This is a genomic window from Roseovarius sp. THAF9 (assembly GCF_009363715.1).
Taxonomy (GTDB): domain Bacteria; phylum Pseudomonadota; class Alphaproteobacteria; order Rhodobacterales; family Rhodobacteraceae; genus Roseovarius.
In genome coordinates, this window is record NZ_CP045404.1 from 3,578,470 (window position 1) to 3,594,953 (window position 16,484).

The 16,484-nt window shown below is 62.3% G+C and carries 15 protein-coding genes; 11 read left to right on the top strand and 4 right to left on the bottom strand.

The window, feature by feature from the left end:
* Nucleotides 1–94 precede the first annotated feature (94 nt).
* From FIU86_RS17675 to FIU86_RS17685, 3 genes are read left to right on the top strand one after another with little or no spacing between them, the layout of a single operon-like run.
* Nucleotides 95–1,510 carry a mannose-1-phosphate guanylyltransferase/mannose-6-phosphate isomerase gene (locus FIU86_RS17675; RefSeq protein WP_152477221.1) on the top strand — a complete coding sequence of 472 codons (1,416 nt, stop codon included), beginning with the start codon at nt 95–97 and terminating at the stop codon, nt 1,508–1,510.
* Nucleotides 1,507–3,426 (top strand): glycosyltransferase 61 family protein, encoded by a 1,920-nt coding sequence (locus FIU86_RS17680; RefSeq protein ID WP_152476282.1) that lies wholly within the window; start codon nt 1,507–1,509, stop codon nt 3,424–3,426. Before FIU86_RS17675 ends, FIU86_RS17680 begins: the two co-directional genes overlap by 4 nt.
* A complete protein-coding gene (locus FIU86_RS17685; RefSeq protein WP_152476283.1) occupies nt 3,423–4,577 on the top strand; it encodes a UDP-galactopyranose mutase in 1,155 nt (384 codons plus the stop codon). Before FIU86_RS17680 ends, FIU86_RS17685 begins: the two co-directional genes overlap by 4 nt.
* Nucleotides 4,578–4,580: 3 nt before the next feature.
* Here the strand turns inward: FIU86_RS17685 and FIU86_RS17690 are convergent, their stop codons facing one another.
* A complete protein-coding gene (locus FIU86_RS17690) occupies nt 4,581–7,232 on the bottom strand; it encodes a calcium-binding protein (protein WP_152476284.1) in 2,652 nt (883 codons plus the stop codon).
* A 272-nt stretch (nt 7,233–7,504) separates the two neighbouring features.
* On the opposite strand from FIU86_RS17690, the gene FIU86_RS17695 reads away from it, so the two are divergent.
* The 8 genes from FIU86_RS17695 to rfbA all read left to right on the top strand — a co-directional run bounded on the left by FIU86_RS17695 (nt 7,505) and on the right by rfbA (nt 13,777).
* Nucleotides 7,505–8,488 carry a DUF2793 domain-containing protein gene (locus FIU86_RS17695; RefSeq protein ID WP_152476285.1) on the top strand — a complete coding sequence of 328 codons (984 nt, stop codon included), beginning with the start codon at nt 7,505–7,507 and terminating at the stop codon, nt 8,486–8,488.
* 3 nt (nt 8,489–8,491) lie between these two features.
* Entirely contained in the window at nt 8,492–8,668 is a 177-nt protein-coding gene (locus FIU86_RS22635) for a hypothetical protein (protein WP_172977545.1), read from the top strand.
* 77 nt (nt 8,669–8,745) lie between these two features.
* On the top strand, nt 8,746–9,312 hold the full coding sequence (rfbC, locus tag FIU86_RS17700) for a dTDP-4-dehydrorhamnose 3,5-epimerase (protein WP_152476286.1): 567 nt from the start codon (nt 8,746–8,748) through the stop codon (nt 9,310–9,312).
* Complete coding sequence (rfbB, locus tag FIU86_RS17705) at nt 9,309–10,352, top strand: dTDP-glucose 4,6-dehydratase (RefSeq protein ID WP_152476287.1); 1,044 nt, start codon at nt 9,309–9,311, stop codon at nt 10,350–10,352. The genes rfbC and rfbB overlap by 4 nt, the downstream gene beginning before the upstream one ends.
* A gap of 153 nt (nt 10,353–10,505) precedes the next feature.
* Nucleotides 10,506–11,171 (top strand): sulfotransferase family 2 domain-containing protein, encoded by a 666-nt coding sequence (locus tag FIU86_RS17710; RefSeq protein ID WP_152476288.1) that lies wholly within the window; start codon nt 10,506–10,508, stop codon nt 11,169–11,171.
* Nucleotides 11,168–12,019 (top strand): dTDP-4-dehydrorhamnose reductase, encoded by an 852-nt coding sequence (gene rfbD, locus FIU86_RS17715; protein WP_152476289.1) that lies wholly within the window; start codon nt 11,168–11,170, stop codon nt 12,017–12,019. The genes FIU86_RS17710 and rfbD overlap by 4 nt, the downstream gene beginning before the upstream one ends.
* A gap of 1 nt (nt 12,020) precedes the next feature.
* Nucleotides 12,021–12,899 (top strand): class I SAM-dependent methyltransferase, encoded by an 879-nt coding sequence (locus FIU86_RS17720; protein ID WP_152476290.1) that lies wholly within the window; start codon nt 12,021–12,023, stop codon nt 12,897–12,899.
* 11 nt (nt 12,900–12,910) lie between these two features.
* Nucleotides 12,911–13,777 carry a glucose-1-phosphate thymidylyltransferase RfbA gene (gene rfbA / locus FIU86_RS17725; RefSeq protein ID WP_152476291.1) on the top strand — a complete coding sequence of 289 codons (867 nt, stop codon included), beginning with the start codon at nt 12,911–12,913 and terminating at the stop codon, nt 13,775–13,777.
* Between the two features lie 99 nt (nt 13,778–13,876).
* Here rfbA and FIU86_RS17730 read toward each other — a convergent pair whose 3' ends face one another.
* The 3 genes from FIU86_RS17730 to FIU86_RS17740 form a co-directional block, all read right to left on the bottom strand.
* The gene (locus tag FIU86_RS17730; RefSeq protein WP_152476292.1) at nt 13,877–14,989 is read right to left on the bottom strand and encodes a site-specific DNA-methyltransferase; all 1,113 of its coding nucleotides are present in this window, start codon (nt 14,987–14,989) and stop codon (nt 13,877–13,879) included.
* A gap of 93 nt (nt 14,990–15,082) precedes the next feature.
* Nucleotides 15,083–15,727 (bottom strand): ribonuclease HII, encoded by a 645-nt coding sequence (locus tag FIU86_RS17735; RefSeq protein WP_152476293.1) that lies wholly within the window; start codon nt 15,725–15,727, stop codon nt 15,083–15,085.
* Nucleotides 15,728–15,831: 104 nt separating this feature from the next.
* Nucleotides 15,832–16,362, bottom strand: a complete 531-nt coding sequence (locus FIU86_RS17740; RefSeq protein WP_152476294.1) for a hypothetical protein — start codon at nt 16,360–16,362, stop codon at nt 15,832–15,834.
* Nucleotides 16,363–16,484 lie beyond the last annotated feature (122 nt).

Here is a 16,484-nt window from a genome sequence, read left to right on the forward strand (position 1 = left end):
TCCTGTAAATGGTGGTTCCAGCAGGATAAGAGCGTGCTGACGGTGGCGTCGTTTCCGAATGAAAGACTACACGAGTGACAAAGGGCAAGGCGAGATGATCACACCAGTGCTTCTGTGCGGCGGCTCGGGGACCCGGCTTTGGCCGCTGAGCCGGAAATCATACCCCAAGCAGTTTGTGCCGATCTGGGGCGAGGACACGTTGTTCCAACGCTCTGCGCGGCGCCTTTCGGGGCCCGATTTTGCGGCACCGCTGGTGATTACCGCATCCGACTTCAGATTCATCGTCGCCGAACAGCTGCAGGAAACCGGCGTCGATCCCGGCACCATCCTGCTGGAACCCGAGGCGCGCAATACCGCGCCGGCGATCCTCGCGGCGGCACTTCTGGTCTCAAAAACCGATCCTGACGGGTTGATGCTGGTGGCGCCCTGCGACCATGCAGTCAGCGATCCCGATGCGTTTCGGGATGCCGTCAGGGCCGGGGTGCCTGCAGCCGAGGCCGGCCAGTTGGTCACTTTCGGCATCATGCCAGATTATCCTGAGACCGGCTATGGCTACCTCGAACTTGCCGAGGATCCCGACGGAACGAGCCCCATCCCACTGTCCGGTTTTATCGAGAAACCGGACGCCACGCGCGCAGCCGAGATGGTCGCCGACGGGCGCCACCTGTGGAACGGCGGCATTTTCCTCTTCCGGGCCAGCGATATTCTGGCCGCCTATGCCGACGCCGCGCCACACCTGATCGACCCGGTGCGTGCCGCGGTGGACGAAGCAAAGCCAGACCTGGGCTTTTTGCGTCTCGCACCCAAACCCTGGGCAACGGTCGAGGATATCTCGATCGACTTTGCCGTGATGGAACGCTCAAGCAACCTGTCGGCCGTGCCGCTGACGCATGGGTGGTCGGATCTTGGCGGCTGGGACGCCATCTGGCGCGAAAGCCCGCAAGACGGCTCTGGCGTCGCCACAAGCGGCCCCGCCACGGCACTCGACTGCCAGAACACGCTGTTGCGATCGGAATCCGATCAACTTGAACTCGTCGGCATCGGGCTGAAGGATATCGTGGCGGTCGCCATGCCCGACGCGGTTTTGGTGGCCCACGCTTCCGAGGCCCAAAGCGTGAAGAAAGCCGTCGCCGCGCTCAAGAAGAAATCCGCCACACAGGCGACCCAGTTCCCCAAGGATCACCGCCCATGGGGCTGGTTCGAGTGCCTCGCCCTCGGCGGCCGCTTCCAAGTCAAGCGCATTCACGTACATCCCGGCGCCGCCCTCAGCCTGCAAAGTCACAATCACCGCTCAGAACATTGGATCGTAGTCCAAGGTACCGCCAAGGTCACCATCGACGGCAAGGAAGAGTTGGTCACCGAAAACCAATCGGTCTACATCCCGCTCGGTGCGGTACACCGCATGGAAAACCCCGGCAAGGTGCCGATGGTTTTGATCGAAGTTCAGACCGGCAGCTACCTCGGTGAAGATGACATAACCCGTTACGAGGACGTCTACGCGCGCACATGAAAAGACTTCTGCATTCCCTGAGCCGCCGGCTCGCTTCCCCGTCGGCTCCGGCTGCGCCTGCCGCCGCACAGGCCCAGCCCGCCCAGCGCGGACCGCAGCCGCCCGCGCGCCTCTTCCCGGGGATCGGCAAGCATCACAACATCATGGATGTCGGCAACTTCCTCGCCGCCCAGACGTCTGCGGCTTTTGCCAGCGCGAATTTCACCCATGCGCGTCCATTCCCCGAAAAAACCCAGATGTATCCGTGGGCCATGGCTCAAGCCAAAGGCGACGGTCTCGTGCTTGAATTCGGCGTTGCCTCTGGCGGGACGGTCAACCAACTGGCCGACCTGCACAAAGGCCCGGTCCACGGCTTCGACGTGTTCACCGGCCTGCCAGAAACCTGGCGCCCCGGCTTTCCCAAGGGCGCCTTTGCGCAGGATGCGCTGCCCAAGGTGCGCAAGAATGTGGAACTGGTCGTCGGCCTGTTCGAAGACACGCTGCCTGGCTTCGTCGCTGCCCACCCCGAGCGCGTGAAGCTTCTGCATGTCGATTGCGACATCTATTCCGGCACGGTTACGATTTTTACCGAACTGGAACGCCAGATCGACGATGACACCATCATTGTCTTCGACGAGTACCTGAATTTCCCGGGCTGGGAGCGCGACGAGCATCGCGCCTTCATGGAATTCTGCGCGCGCACCGACCGCGTGCCCGAATTCCTCGCGTTCGTTCCTGCTTCCGAACAGGTTGTCGCCCGCGCCCCCCGCCGCCGCCCGGATCAGAAAGTGCCGCAGATCGTCACCGAGATGGTGCCCGATGCGCGCCCCGAAATCCCTACAGACGGCCTGACACTGTCCCATGTCCGCCACGTCACCTTCGACCAGATGGAAGAGGCGGGGCACGACATCCGGCGCTTTGACGACGCAGCCGCGCCGCTCGACCTGACCGACGCCAAGGCGTATCCCGGTCTCCCCGACAACTGGCGCAACCCACAGGAGCTCTTGCCCACACGGGCCGCAGTGATCCATGGCGCACAGCTTTTCGCGGATGGGTCCGTGCTCATACCAGGTGGTCTATACAACTACTACGACGGCGCATTTCATCTTGAACCCTGGCAGCAGCGACACGTTCGAACGACCCTGAAATATCTCGACCAAGACACCGGCGAGGCGCTGATCAACGCCCGCGGCCCGCGCGAAGATATGCCGGGCAAGGCATTCTCGCTGATCACGAACGCGGCAGCGAATTACGGACACTTCATTCACGACGTGCTGTCACGCATCCATTACGATGAGGTCGGCGCAATCGACCCTGCCGAACACAAGATACTGGCCCCGCGCTGTCGCTTCCCGATGCAGCGCGCCCTTCTGGAAAAGGTGTTCGACGGATACCAGATCGTCGAACTTGCCCCTGGCCGCACCTACGAGGTTGAAGAGCTTTTGTGGCCTGCGAATTTTTGCTCGTCCACGCGGTTCAACCCGGCCGCCATCGCAACTCTGGCCGACCGCCTGCGCACCGCGCTCACCCCTTATCGTGATGGCACATCGCGCAAGGTCTGCGTCTCGCGCCGCGACGGCAAGGGCGGTGGCGGGCGCGAGTTCGTCAACATGGACGACTACGAGTCGCTGGCGGAAAAACATGGCTATGAGGTGATCGAGGTCTCGAAATTGGATGTCGAAGATCAGTTCGCCCTCTGGGCCAACACCACCGACATCCTCGGCGTCCACGGGGCCGGGCTCATGAACATGATTATGATGCCCTCCGGCAGTCGCTTTACCGAAATTGCGGGCGCTCCGCGCGGGCCGGCTTTCATCGCACGCTGCGCTGTCGCCGCGGGGCATGACGTGGCCGGGTTCAACGGCCATCAGAATTCCGAGAGCCAACCCGAAATCGACCTCAAGGCGCTCGACAAGCTCCTGAAGGAGCGCAGTTGAACCAGACACCCTCCCTTCACGGACCCCGCCCAGTTCTTATCGTGGGAGCGGGCTTTGCCGGCGCTGTCTATGGCCGTACCTTGGCAGAAGCCGGCTGGCAGGTCGAGATCATCGACCGGCGTATTCACATCGCGGGTAACGCGCATGATGCGGTGGATGCCAACGGCGTGCGCGTCCACACTTATGGTCCGCACTTGTTTCACACGCAGAACAAGGAGGTTTTCGACTGGATCTCCCGCTTTGGCGCGATGGTTCCCTATCGCCACAGCGTGACGGCCCAGTTGGACGATGGGCGTCTTGTGCCGCTCCCGGTCAACCGACGCACGCTGGAAATCCTCTACGATGTGTCGCTTCCCGACGCCGAGGCGGTGAACGCACTTTTGGAATCCGTCGCTCAGCCGATCAAGAACCCGGCAAATGCGGCAGAGCATCTTCTCAGCCGTATCGGTCCGACCCTGACCGACCTTTTCTTCCGGCCCTATACCCGCAAGATGTGGGGGCTGGAACTGGAAGACATGGACGCCTCGGTGGTCCGCCGTATTCCACTGCGCCACGACTACACCAGTGACTATTTCCCGGACGACACGTATCAGGTGCTGCCCCGCGATGGTTACACGGCGCTGTTCGACAGCATCCTCGATCATCCCAACATATCGGTCACCCTCGGCACCGCCTTCGACAAGGCGATGCAAGCGGACGCACATTGGTGCTTCAACTCCATGGCGATCGACGAATATTTCGACCAGTGCTTCGGCGCGCTGCCGTATCGCTCGATCCGCTTCCACACCCAAACTCGCCCGCGCGACCAGATCGACGGCACAGCCGTGGTCAATTACACCGACGATGGCCCCATGACGCGCGAAACACGCTGGGCCCTTCTGCCCAGCCACGAGGTGGACCGGGGGCCCGATACGACCGTGACCTTGGAAGAACCGTGCTCTTACGAAGAGAACAATTTCGAGCGGTATTACCCGGTTAAAACCGCCGACGGCCGCTTTCAGGACGTGTATCGCCGCTACGCCGACGAAGCGGCCCGTCATGACAGGCTCAGCTTTATCGGGCGATGCGGCACATACCAGTATCTCGACATGCATCAGGTCATCAATCAAAGCCTTGTGCAGTGTCGAAAGTGGATCGACAGCCAGTCCTGACGCCTAGAACAGGAAGTCCGTGCCATCGAGGTCGCCATAGCTGACACCGATCAACGTGATCGAGCTGTCCACGCCCGTGGCAATCACCACGTTGTTGCCCACCAGTGCCGCTTGCGCCATGACGTCCGACGTAGCAGAGAACATGTTCAGATCGCTGAAATCCAGAACCTCCAGCGCGTTCAATGCGTCGAAGCCGACAACCGTATCGTGGCCGTGACCCGTATCGAAGACAAAGCGATCTGCATTGAAATCACCGTAAAGCAGATCGTCGCCCGCGCCACCGATCAGCGTGTCGAACCCAGCGTTTCCGCCTAGGGTGTCGTTGCCATCCTCGCCGACGATAAAGTCGCTGCCCGTACCTCCGAAAAACCGGTCGTTGCCCGCGCCACCCCACATGCGATCGTTGTCGCCTTGGCCGAAATGAGTGTCGGGTCCGTCACCGCCATACAATTGGTCATCGCCAGCGCCGCCGAACAGCCGGTCGAAGCCGTCATTTCCGTAAAGCATGTCCGCGCCATCTTCACCGAATATGTTGTCGGCATTCAGTCCCCCGTCGATCGCGTCTGCGCCAGTCCCACCGATCAACAAGTCGAAGCCGACACCCCCAAAGATGGTATCGTTGCCGGCACCGCCTTCGACCCCGTCGACAGACGTTCCATAGTTGAATCCGGCATCGATCCAATCATCACCGTCGCCGCCCCAGATACGATCGGGCCCGCGCCCACCCCACATTGAATCGTTGCCGGCATCCCCGCGCAGATAGTCGTACCCGTCGCCTCCGGTGATGACGTCATCGCCCGCCCGGCCCTCGATCTCGTCTGCGTTGCCGCCGCCAGAGATCGTGTCGTTGCCACCATGGCCGATGATCGTGTCGAACCCGGCGGCACCGGTCAGAATATCGGCGCCGTTGTAGCCGACGATCCGGTCATTGCCGCCGCCACCGGAAATCTGGCTTGCGGTCTGAGCCCCCCGTAATACGTCATGTCCGTGGCCGCCCATCTGCGCACTGGCCGGGTTGACGGCCACGTACGGCTCGGGCAGCTGCGGGAAATCGAAAGAAGGTCTTTGATAGCGCAAGGTCGGTGCCAGGGCACTGCCGGTTTCCGGCCCGAAATCCGGGCTGTCATCGGGGTAGTCCGACAAACGGGTTGAAATGCTGGCGGTCATGCCGACCGCACCGCCTGCGAAATCGGACAGGGACAAGGACGCACCGCTCGCAGAGTAGACCCGCACCATCTCGTCCCCGATATGCAGTTCGGCACCCCAGCTTCGGCTGACGACGCGTATATCGTCGGCGCCCAAACCCGGCTGCGGTCCCTGCAACTCGATCCGGTCTGTGCCGGGCTGATAGTCATTGATCCGGTCGATCTGCCCGTCTGCACCAAGCACGAAAATGTCCGCGCCAGCGCCTCCGGTCAGGATATCGGCCCCGGCTCCGTCCGATATCACGTCGTCCCCTGCACCGCCGGACATCGTATCGTTGCCTGCGGCCCCAACGATCATGTCGTCGCCGCCCGTTCCGGTCAGCCGGTCTGCCCCTGCATTGCCCGCCAGTGTCAGACCTGCGTTCCCAAGTGCGAACTCGAACTCCACTAGGTAGGGCGCCCACTGCGTCGCCACAAAAATGCGGGCCATATCGCCCACCACAACCGCGTCCAGCGCCGAAATCCCGTTCAGCGGCGTTTCCAGGCTGGCCGGGATTGTCGCCACCTCCAACAATTGGCCGCCCGGCAAAAGCGACATCACGGTCAGGCCGCGGTCACTGCCCGCCGCGACGATAAAAGGCTGGCCGGCAATTTCCATGATCGCCAGGTGATCGGCGTCGTCAAACCGGGTGTCCAGGCTGTCGACCACGTGTTCCACGGGGCGCAGACTGTTGCCCTCGATTGCCAGAACCGTCAAAGACGAACTCCCCGAGGCCGCCACGACAGCGTAACTGACGCCGTCCGCCGCGGTCAGTATCGCCACCGCACCCGGCCGGTTGATCCAGGCGCCGTCGGTTGACCCCACTATATCTACCAACGACAGACGCCCGTTGCTGCCCGCTTGCAGCAGTGCGGCATCATTCGATCCGCCATAGGTAACGACAGAATAATCGGTCCCGCCGGTCTCGATCCACGCTACTGCGCTGGCTCTTTGACTGCTCAATGCCCCCAGGCCGGCCGGCGCAAGCACCGAAACCTGTCCGTTGCCTGCGAATGACAATTGCACAAGCCCCCCGCCCCGCAACGCTGCCAAGCCGGACACACCGTCCGGCGCCATCGCGATTTCGCTAATGTCACCAAGATCGAAGGCGCCGGCGTCATACACCATCGAACCGCCAAGTCCGCCGCCGGTATCGACGCGCCCGCGCAGATCGTCATCAGCCAGCCCGGCCACCATCACCCCGGTGACGCCACCCGCTCCGTCGACAAGGGCGATATCCGAACTTTCAAGCTGCAAAAGCCCGGCGGGAATGTCCCAACTGCTTTGCAGGCTGGCCGGACCGTCCCCGCTTCCCAGCGCGAAACGGCTCAACGCGCCGCCGCCCCGCGCCGCAGCGTACAGCACCGGGTTGTCGCCTTCCATGCCAATCTCCAGGTCCGTCAGACCTACCAGCAGCTCGCTGTCGGCAACATGGACAGCCCCCCGGCCGTTCAATGTGACGCGCGGCATTCCTCACTCCGTTCCACTGTGTTCGAAAAGGTAGGGATCACCCTTTCCTCAAGGCAAGCAACACCACCGGCGCGTGGTCTCATGCGGAGTAAGATTGCGTCTCAAAGCGGGCTTTTCAGGCCAATTTTCGCTGAATTGAACCGGCCTCTGCCACCTGCCCTCAAGTTTCGGTGTTGCGTCAACGCGCTGTGGCAAAGCGCGGTCGCTTTACACTTTGTTGGAGCGTCGACGTCATTTCTCGTCGCGGCTCTTTGCAACAAAGGATCGTTCACGTGTCCGACACTTCTCCCACCCTCGGCCTGCCGCTTATCCAACCGGCTCAGGCGCAAAAACACGTCACTCATAACGAGGCGCTGCGCATTCTCGACGCGGTCACACAGCTCACCGTCACAAGCGCCGATCTGGCCACACCGCCCTCGGATCCGGACGACGGCGCTCGCTATATCGTGGCCCCGACAGGTCAGAGCGCATGGGCCGGGCAGGACAATGCCATCGCGCTGTTTACTGATGGCGTTTGGGAATTCTTCGCGCCGCGGACCGGCTGGCGGGCCGACGTGGCTTCGACCAGCGCGACCCTACGATTCGACGGCACCGCGTGGCAGGACATCGCCTTGCCCGAAACTCTGCCGCAGCTCGGTCTCAATGCATCCGCCGACACGACGAATCGTTTGGCCGTCGCCGCCGACGCCACACTTCTGACGCATGACAGCGCCGGCCACCAGCTCAAGATCAACAAAAACGGCGCCTCGGACACCGCAAGCCTGCTGTTTCAGACCGGCTTCTCGGGCCGGGCCGAGATGGGCACCACCGGCAGCGACGACTTCGCGCTCAAGGTTTCAAACAACGGCACCACGTTCCATTCCGCTTTGATTGCCTCGGCCGACATTGGCGCGCTTCAAGTGCCCAGCGGCCAGCTTTTCTTTCGCGACGTCTTCATCATGGACGATACGACCTACAGTTTCGACATACCGTTTTCCAGCCCGGCGAGAATCCTGATGTGGCTGGGCATGAACGTGCAGGGGTACTATTTCCTGTTCTCGATCACCGGCTCTCTGAACGGCGCAGGGAATTTTGGAGAGATGTTCTCGAATCCCGTCGGCAAAATCACTTTTCATACCGGGCCGCTGACTGGCACGACAGGTCCCGATGGCAACATCAACTTGGCCATCGACATTACCGGCGCCACGCCGCGTATGCACCTGGAAAACCGGTTCGGCTCGAATCGCCTTTTCACAATGGCAACACTCGGAAGGTAAACCATGAGCAATCCTGACTATCACCTTGTCGATGTACCGGGCCTTGGCCGCATTCTGGCGCCGGTTACCCTGAGCGCCCAAGATGTTCTTCGCGACCTCGGCAACGAAGAGCAGAACGATCGCACAGCCGATCCATCGTCAGACACCGCACCTGATACCGGCGGTTTCCCGACAGACTGATGTTGGCCGCCGGGCTTCTTACGTGACAATCGCGCCCTCGATTGCTAAGCGCATGGCAAAGTCACAAGGAAGTTTCAGTGAAAATCACCAAGACCGCTCTGCCCGGCGTATTGCTGCTCGAACCGCCTCGCTTCGGCGACACCCGCGGCTTTTTCAGCGAAAGCTGGAATCGCAAGACACTCGCCGCGCACGGGATCGAAATAGACTTCGTTCAGGACAACCATTCATTGTCCGGACAGACCGGCACCGTGCGCGGCCTGCATTTCCAGTCGCCCCCCCATGCGCAGGCCAAGCTGGTGCGCTGCGGTCGCGGACGGCTCTTTGATGTCGCCGTGGACATCCGCAAAGACAGCCCGACTTACGGCCAATGGGTCGGCTATGAGCTGAGTTTCGAAAACGGCTTGCAACTGCTGATCCCCGAGGGCTTTCTGCACGGGTTCGCCACGCGCGAACCCGACACCGAGATCGTTTACAAGTGCAGTGACTACTACGCTCCGGAGTGCGATGGCGCGGTGCGCTTCGACGATCCCGATATCGGCATTGACTGGAACCTTTCGGGCGACGCTGTGCTGTCCGACAAGGACGCCGCCGCTCCTCTGCTCGCCGATTTCGACAGCCCCTTCACTTGGGAAGGACCGAAATGAAGATGTTGGTGACAGGCGGCGCCGGCTTCATCGGCTCGGCGGTCGTGCGCCTGGCGATTACACAGGGCCACGAAGTGGTCAACCTCGACGCCCTGACCTATGCGGCCTGCCTCGACAACGTCGCCGAAGTGGCCGGCGATCCGGGTTACAGCTTTGTGCGGGCCGATATCCGCGACCGATCGGCGCTCGACGCAACGCTGGCGCGGTACCGACCCGATGCCATCATGCACCTGGCGGCCGAATCGCATGTCGATCGCTCCATCGACGGCCCCGGCGCCTTTATCGACACCAATGTCATGGGCACCTACACGCTGCTCGAAGCCGCCCGCGACTATTGGGACGCGAACGGTCGGCCCGAAGCCTTCCGCTTTCACCATATCTCTACGGACGAGGTGTTCGGCTCGCTGGGGCCGACGGGGATGTTCACCGAAACCACGCCCTATGACCCCCGCTCGCCCTATTCGGCGTCCAAGGCGGCCTCAGACCACCTGGTGCGCGCCTGGCACGAAACCTACGGCCTGCCCGTGGTGCTTACCAATTGTTCGAACAACTACGGCCCTTACCACTTTCCCGAAAAGCTGATCCCGGTCATCATCCTGAACGCGCTCGCCGGCAAGCCCCTGCCGATCTACGGCGACGGCTCCAACGTGCGCGACTGGCTCTATGTCGAGGATCACGCCGAGGCCCTTCTGACGGTTCTGCAAAAAGGCGCCGTCGGCGAAAGCTACAACATAGGCGGCGAGAACGAGCGCACGAACCTTGAGCTGGTGCAGACGCTCTGCACAATTCTCGACAGCAAGCGCCCCAAGGACAGCGGCACATATTCCGATCAGATCACCTTCGTCACCGACCGTCCAGGCCACGACGCCCGCTATGCCATTGACCCCACGCGCATCCGGCAGGAATTGGGCTGGCGCCCGTCCGTTACCGTTGAAGAAGGCCTGGAACGAACCGTGCAATGGTATCTAGACAACGAGCCTTGGTGGCGGGCATTGCAGGATCGGCAGGGCGTGGGGCAGCGGCTGGGGTTCGCAAAGTGAACTCATCATGCAAATTCGCGATCCGATACAGGAAATCCAACGAACTGTTCTATCAGCTGGCCCCGATTACATCTCCTCTAGCATGGGCAAGGAACCCCTAAATCTGCCGCTCATCTTTGGACCTTCAAGCCTTAAAAGCTAGTTTGGAAAGCCATGCCGATAGCCCGCCTGCCCAACGGAAAGTTTCTTTACTTCGCGCATGTGCCCAAATGCGCGGGCACGGCGGTGGAACGCTACATGATGGACCGCTTCGGTGCGCTGGGGATGCATGACGGCGCCTATGCCGCGCGCAGCGATGGCGACGCGTGGTCGCTGTCTCCGCCTCAGCACATGCCCGAAACCGTGCGGCGCGACCTCTTGCCCAACACGCTTTTCGACGCCATCTTCGCCACCGTGCGCCACCCACTTCTCCGCTTGCGCTCGGCGTTCCTTTTCCAGCGCGAGGTCGAAAGGTCTCTGCCCGCTGCGCTGCCGTTTCACCGCTGGATCGAAACTTTGCCGCGCAGCCTTGTGCTGGCCCCCTACGCCCTCCACCGCCACCTGCGCCCCATGGTTGAGACAGTGCCCCCCGACGCCATCGTCTTCAGGATCGAGGACGGGCTAGACGCTCTGGTCGCCTGGCTGGACCGACAGGCTGGCACCGAGGACGGCCCGCGCGAGATCGGCACGGCAAATCGCTTGGCCGACCGATTGCCCGACGCCCTGCCCGAGGTGCCGCTGTCCCGCAAGGTGATGGCCCGTGTGGCCGACATCTATGCCGATGACTATGCTCGCTTCGACTACCCCATAGACCCCGACGACACGACGAAGGACACATGACCACACTCGTTTTCGGCACCAACGGGCAAGTCGCAACTGAATTGCGGCTGGCCAGACCCGACGCCATCTTCCTCGGACGCGACGAGGCCGACCTTTCCGATCCCGAAACCTGCGCCGCGGCCATCGAGGCGCATCGCCCAGATCTCGTGATCAATGCCGCCGCCTACACCACCGTGGACCGCGCCGAAGAACAAGAGGCGCTGGCGTACATCATCAACGGCGTCGCGCCCGGTCGCATGGCCGAAGCCGCGGCACAATTGGGCACGCCTTTTGTCCACATCTCGACCGATTATGTCTTCGATGGTAGTGGCACCCGCCCCTGGGCTCCGTCAGACGCGGTTTGCCCGCAAAACGCCTATGGCCGCACCAAACTTGCGGGGGAGGACGCCGTGCGCGCCGCCGGCGGCGTACACGCCATCCTGCGCACGTCTTGGGTGGTGTCGGCGCACGGGGCAAACTTCATAAAGACGATGTTGCGGCTCGGGGCCGAACGCGATGGCCTGGCCATCGTCGCCGACCAGATCGGTGGGCCGACTCCAGCGCGCGACATCGCCGCCGCGTGCCTGCACATCGGCGATGTGCTCTGCCGCGCGCCCGCAACCTCCGGCACATATCATTTCTCCGGCGCCCCGTCTGTCAGCTGGGCAGACTTCGCGCGTGCGATCTTTGACAGCGCAGAGCTCGACTGCGCGGTGAGCGACATCCCGACCAGCGATTACCCCACACCTGCGGCACGGCCATTGAATTCCCGGCTCGATTGCCGCACAACCAACGAAGTGTTCGGCCTGTCCCAGCCCGATTGGCCTTCGGGGCTCGACAAAATTCTGAAAGCCCTGAAGGAGGCTTGATATGCTTGGATTATTCGGCAAAGGCCGCAAAGGCGTTCCCGACGATACCGCCGCGAACACGCAGGTCGACCCCACCGGGCCCGCAGGGTCGGGTCCAGCCGCGCTTGCCGAGATTCAATCGATCTGCCAGCGTCTCAGCAAGCCGGGCTATGGCACCGTTGCCCCCGACGAGATCGACTTCATCCAATCGCTGATCGCCGAACACCGTCCCGAAAGCTTTGTCGAGATCGGCATGGCATCGGGCATCTCCACCGGCTTCATCGCGCGGTTCATGTCCGCCCACGGCGGCAAGCGGCTCGTCTCGCTGGATCACGACGACACGTTCTTCGGCGACACGTCCAAGCCCAACGGCTTTCTCGTGCCGGAAATCTTCGACGGGAAAGGCCTTGACGTCGAGCTGATCAAGTTCCGCACCGCGCTCGACATTCACGAGGTCGAGGGCAGCTTCGACATGGCGTTCATCGACGCCAATCATCAGCATCCCTGGCCGATGGTCGACATGATGTCACTCTATCCCCGCATGTCGGGTCCGAAACTTATGGTGCATCACGACCTGCGTCTGTTCCAGTTGCAGGAGGTCATGTTCGGCATCGGCCCGAAGTACCTGTTCGACCAGTTCCCCGACGACAAGCGGATCCGCTCCAGCGCCAATAACGGCAATATCTTCGCCGTCGATCTCGACATGGACCACGACCGCTTCGAAGCGCTTTGCATGGACTTGGTGAAACTGCCCTGGTCGCTGCGCACACAACTCCAACCCAAGTATATCGACCAGATCGCGGCCATGCTTGAACGCGACTACTCCAAGGCGATGCAGGACCAGTTCCACCGCTGCGTCAAACTCTACAACGTCCAGGACAGGTTCCGCTCCGGACTCTGAGAAAGCACCCCATGACCCGTAAAGGCATCATTCTCGCCGGCGGCTCCGGCACGCGGCTTTACCCGATCACGATGGGCGTATCGAAACAGCTTCTGCCGGTCTATGACAAACCGATGATCTACTACCCCCTCTCGGTACTCATGCTGTCCGGTATCCGCGAGATCGCCATCATCACCACACCCGGGGATCAGGCTCAGTTCATCCGCACCTTGGGGGATGGCACCCAATGGGGCCTCAGCCTGACCTATATAGAACAACCCTCGCCCGACGGGCTCGCCCAGGCTTACATTTTGGCCGAAAATTTCCTAGCCGGCGCGCCCTCGGCGATGGTGCTGGGGGACAACATCTTCTTCGGCCACGGCCTGCCCCGGCAACTGGCAGAGGCCAGCGCACAGGAAACCGGCGGCACGGTCTTCGGCTACCGCGTGGCCGACCCTGAGCGCTATGGCGTAGTTGACTTCGCCGCCGACGGAACTGTCAAAACGATCGTCGAAAAACCACCCAAACCACCATCCAGCTACGCGGTCACCGGGCTCTATTTCCTTGACGGCACGGCGCCCGAACGCGCGGCCCGGGTCAAGCCCTCCGAACGCGGAGAGCTCGAGATCACGTCGCTTCTGGACATGTATCTCGAAGACGGCCTGCTGAACGTCCAGCAGATGGGTCGCGGCTATGCCTGGCTCGACACCGGCACGCACGGCTCCCTACTGGATGCGGGCAATTTCGTGCGCACACTGTCGGAAAGGCAGGGCCAGCAGGTCGGCTGCCCCGAGGAGATCGCCTTTGAAAAAGGCTGGATCAGCCGGGACCAACTTGCCGACCGCTCGAAGCTATTCAAGAAAACCAATTACGGCACCTACCTCAAGCGCCTGATTTGACCGTCATGAAAAAAGCCCCCGCCGTCATGGGCGGGGGCAAGGTGAGTGCCATGTGTCAGGCCACAGGCACCGGCGGTGTTCTTGAATTCTGGGAAACCTCTAGTTGGCGCGTTCGGCCATCTCGGCCCGGATCTGCTGCCGGAACACGTCGATGGACACGGGCTTACCGTCCCGCTTGATGCACCAGTAGGTCCAGCCATTGCAGCTGGGCGCGCCTTCCAGCGCCGCGCCGACCTGGTGGATCGAGCCTTTGACGTCATCGCCCACCAGCGTGCCATCGGCGCGCAGCTTGGCCTTGTGACGCCCGTTCATGCTCAGAAGCTCCTCGCCCGGGCGCAGCATCCCGCGCTCGATCAGCTGCCCGAAGGGCACGCGCGGCTCGGCCCGCTTGCTCGTGCTGACCTGCAGCGCGTCGCGGTCATATTTCCGCACCTTATCCAGCCGTTTCTCGGCCACCTTGCGATAGGCTTCCTCGCGCTCGATCCCGATAAACTCGCGCCCCAGCATCTTGGCCACGGCCCCCGTGGTGCCGGTGCCAAAGAACGGGTCCAGCACAACGTCGCCGGGATTGGTCGTGCCCAGCAACACACGGTGCAGCAGGCTCTCGGGCTTCTGCGTCGGATGCGCCTTTTCGCCCTGATCGTCCTTCAGCCGCTCGTGCCCCGTGCAAATGGGCAAAACCCAGTCACTGCGCATCTGAATGCCTTCGTTCAGCGACTTCAGCGCCTCGTAGTTGAACGTGTATTTCGCCGCCTCGTCCCGGCTGGCCCAGATCAGCGTCTCATGCGCGTTGGTCAGGCGCTTGCCGCGGAAATTCGGCATCGGGTTCGATTTGCGCCACACCACGTCGTTCAGGATCCAGAAGCCCGCGTCCTGCAACGCCGCGCCGACCCGGAAGATGTTGTGATAGGATCCGATCACCCAGATCGCACCGTTGGGCTTCAAGAGCCGCCGCGCGGCCTTCAGCCAGTCGCGGGTGAAGCGGTCATAGACCTCGAAACTGGCAAACTGGTCCCACGCGTCATCGACCGCATCCACCTGACTGTTGTCCGGTCGTTGCAGGTCGCCGCGCAGTTGCAGGTTGTACGGAGGGTCGGCGAAGATCAGGTCGACGCTGCCTTCCGGCAGGCCGTTCATGACCTCGATGCAATCGCCACCAAGGACAGTATTCAACGGGAGCGTTTCCACGCCCTTCTTGGTCTTTGTCGTCATCTTTTCTGCCTCTGTCCCGGCGCCTTCTTGTGCGCTCTGGTCGTTGAAGCCAAGGATGAGTCAAAGCCGATTCGCGGTCAATTTCTTTTTGAATCAGTCGGTTACGTTTTTTTCTTGATACAAGATATTGTGGACCGGCTTGAACGAACGTCTATGGTGTGGGGTCACACCAAGATTTTCCAAAGCGGCCATGTGGCTTTTCGAGCCATAGCCCGCGTTCGTCTCCCAGCCATAGCCGGGATACTGTTGCGCCAAATCCCACATGAGGCGATCGCGCCTTATTTTGGCCACAATCGAGGCTGCCGAAATCGACAGACAAACCGCGTCGCCCTTGACGATCGCGTGCCCCTCGCAGGGCATGTCACGGGGCAGAAGGTTGCCATCGACCAGTGCCAGGCAGGGCGGCCGCGACAAGCTCTCCAGCGCCCGTGTCATCGCCAGCTGTGCCGCCCGCAGGATGTTGATCTCGTCGATCTCCTCGACGCTGGCATGGGCCACCGAAATCTCGGCCACCTCCACGATCGCATCGTGCAACGCCGCGCGCCGTTTCGCCGTCAGCGCCTTGGAATCGTTCAGGCCTTCGGGGATGCGCTCCGGGTCTAGGATCACCGCTGCCGCCGTCACCGGCCCGGCGAGCGGGCCACGGCCCACCTCGTCCACACCGGCCACGCGCAGCGCGCCGGCGGCCAGCGCCTCGGTCTCGAACTGAAAATGGGGGCCATGTGCGATCGTGCTCATGGCCCCTAGTATTCGCGTTTTCATGGAAGGAAAAGAAGAGAGGTGCCCGGTGGGATGCTTTGACCCGGGCCCCTCCCTTCACTGCTCGACCGGTGCCTGCGGTCTTATTTCTGGTATCTGCCACCTCTGCGGTCGAAGAACCCATGCCGCTCAAGGCAGGTGCTGCCGTAAACTACGCCACGGCGGCCATTCCCGCGGGTCTGCACCGCGCAGCGATGCGGCAGCGCGTTGAACCGCGGATAGTTGTTCAGCAGGCAGTGCCGACCATAGCCGCGCAGCACACCGCCACGGACCCGCACGTCGCGGCGACATTGCTGCGGCAGTGCAAAACGCGCGCCGTGACGCCCGCGATTGCCATAGCCGTCATGCCCGCGGCGGTACCCGCGATTGTCGTACCGGTCATGCCCGCGGCGGTGCCCATGATTGAACCGCGGCAGATGGCCTCCCTGGTGGCGCGTCACCGCGCGGTCGTCGCGGCGCTTGTCGGCGATGGCCGCGCCGATCAGCCCCAGGGCTACCGCCCCAGCCACCCATTTGGCGACATCCCTGTCACTCGCCTGAACCGGGGCCGCTGTCATCCCCGTCACGGCCAGCGCCGCGGCCAGTATCAGCGATATGAATTTCCGATGTGTCATGTCAGATCCTTTCTCTGCATTCAGCTTTGATCGGTCTCCTCCCCCGGTCATGACGTCACCGTGTCGGCCCGGGTCAGGCGATGCACCAAGGATGGGTCCAGCCGCCCCGGACAGGCAATATC

Excerpts from the sequence above, each read along its gene's own strand:
- rfbA (WP_152476291.1), top strand. The coding sequence starts at position 12,911 with ATGACCCGTAAAGGCATCATTCTCGCCGGCGGCTCCGGCACGCGGCTT.
- rfbD (WP_152476289.1), top strand. The coding sequence starts at position 11,168 with ATGACCACACTCGTTTTCGGCACCAACGGGCAAGTCGCAACTGAATTG.
- FIU86_RS17720 (WP_152476290.1), top strand. The coding sequence starts at position 12,021 with ATGCTTGGATTATTCGGCAAAGGCCGCAAAGGCGTTCCCGACGATACC.
- FIU86_RS17740 (WP_152476294.1), bottom strand. The coding sequence starts at position 16,362 with ATGACACATCGGAAATTCATATCGCTGATACTGGCCGCGGCGCTGGCC.
- FIU86_RS17675 (WP_152477221.1), top strand. The coding sequence starts at position 95 with ATGATCACACCAGTGCTTCTGTGCGGCGGCTCGGGGACCCGGCTTTGG.
- FIU86_RS17735 (WP_152476293.1), bottom strand. The coding sequence starts at position 15,727 with ATGAGCACGATCGCACATGGCCCCCATTTTCAGTTCGAGACCGAGGCG.
- FIU86_RS17730 (WP_152476292.1), bottom strand. The coding sequence starts at position 14,989 with ATGACGACAAAGACCAAGAAGGGCGTGGAAACGCTCCCGTTGAATACT.
- rfbB (WP_152476287.1), top strand. The coding sequence starts at position 9,309 with ATGAAGATGTTGGTGACAGGCGGCGCCGGCTTCATCGGCTCGGCGGTC.
- FIU86_RS22635 (WP_172977545.1), top strand. The coding sequence starts at position 8,492 with ATGAGCAATCCTGACTATCACCTTGTCGATGTACCGGGCCTTGGCCGC.
- FIU86_RS17710 (WP_152476288.1), top strand. The coding sequence starts at position 10,506 with ATGCCGATAGCCCGCCTGCCCAACGGAAAGTTTCTTTACTTCGCGCAT.
- FIU86_RS17680 (WP_152476282.1), top strand. The coding sequence starts at position 1,507 with ATGAAAAGACTTCTGCATTCCCTGAGCCGCCGGCTCGCTTCCCCGTCG.
- FIU86_RS17690 (WP_152476284.1), bottom strand. The coding sequence starts at position 7,232 with ATGCCGCGCGTCACATTGAACGGCCGGGGGGCTGTCCATGTTGCCGAC.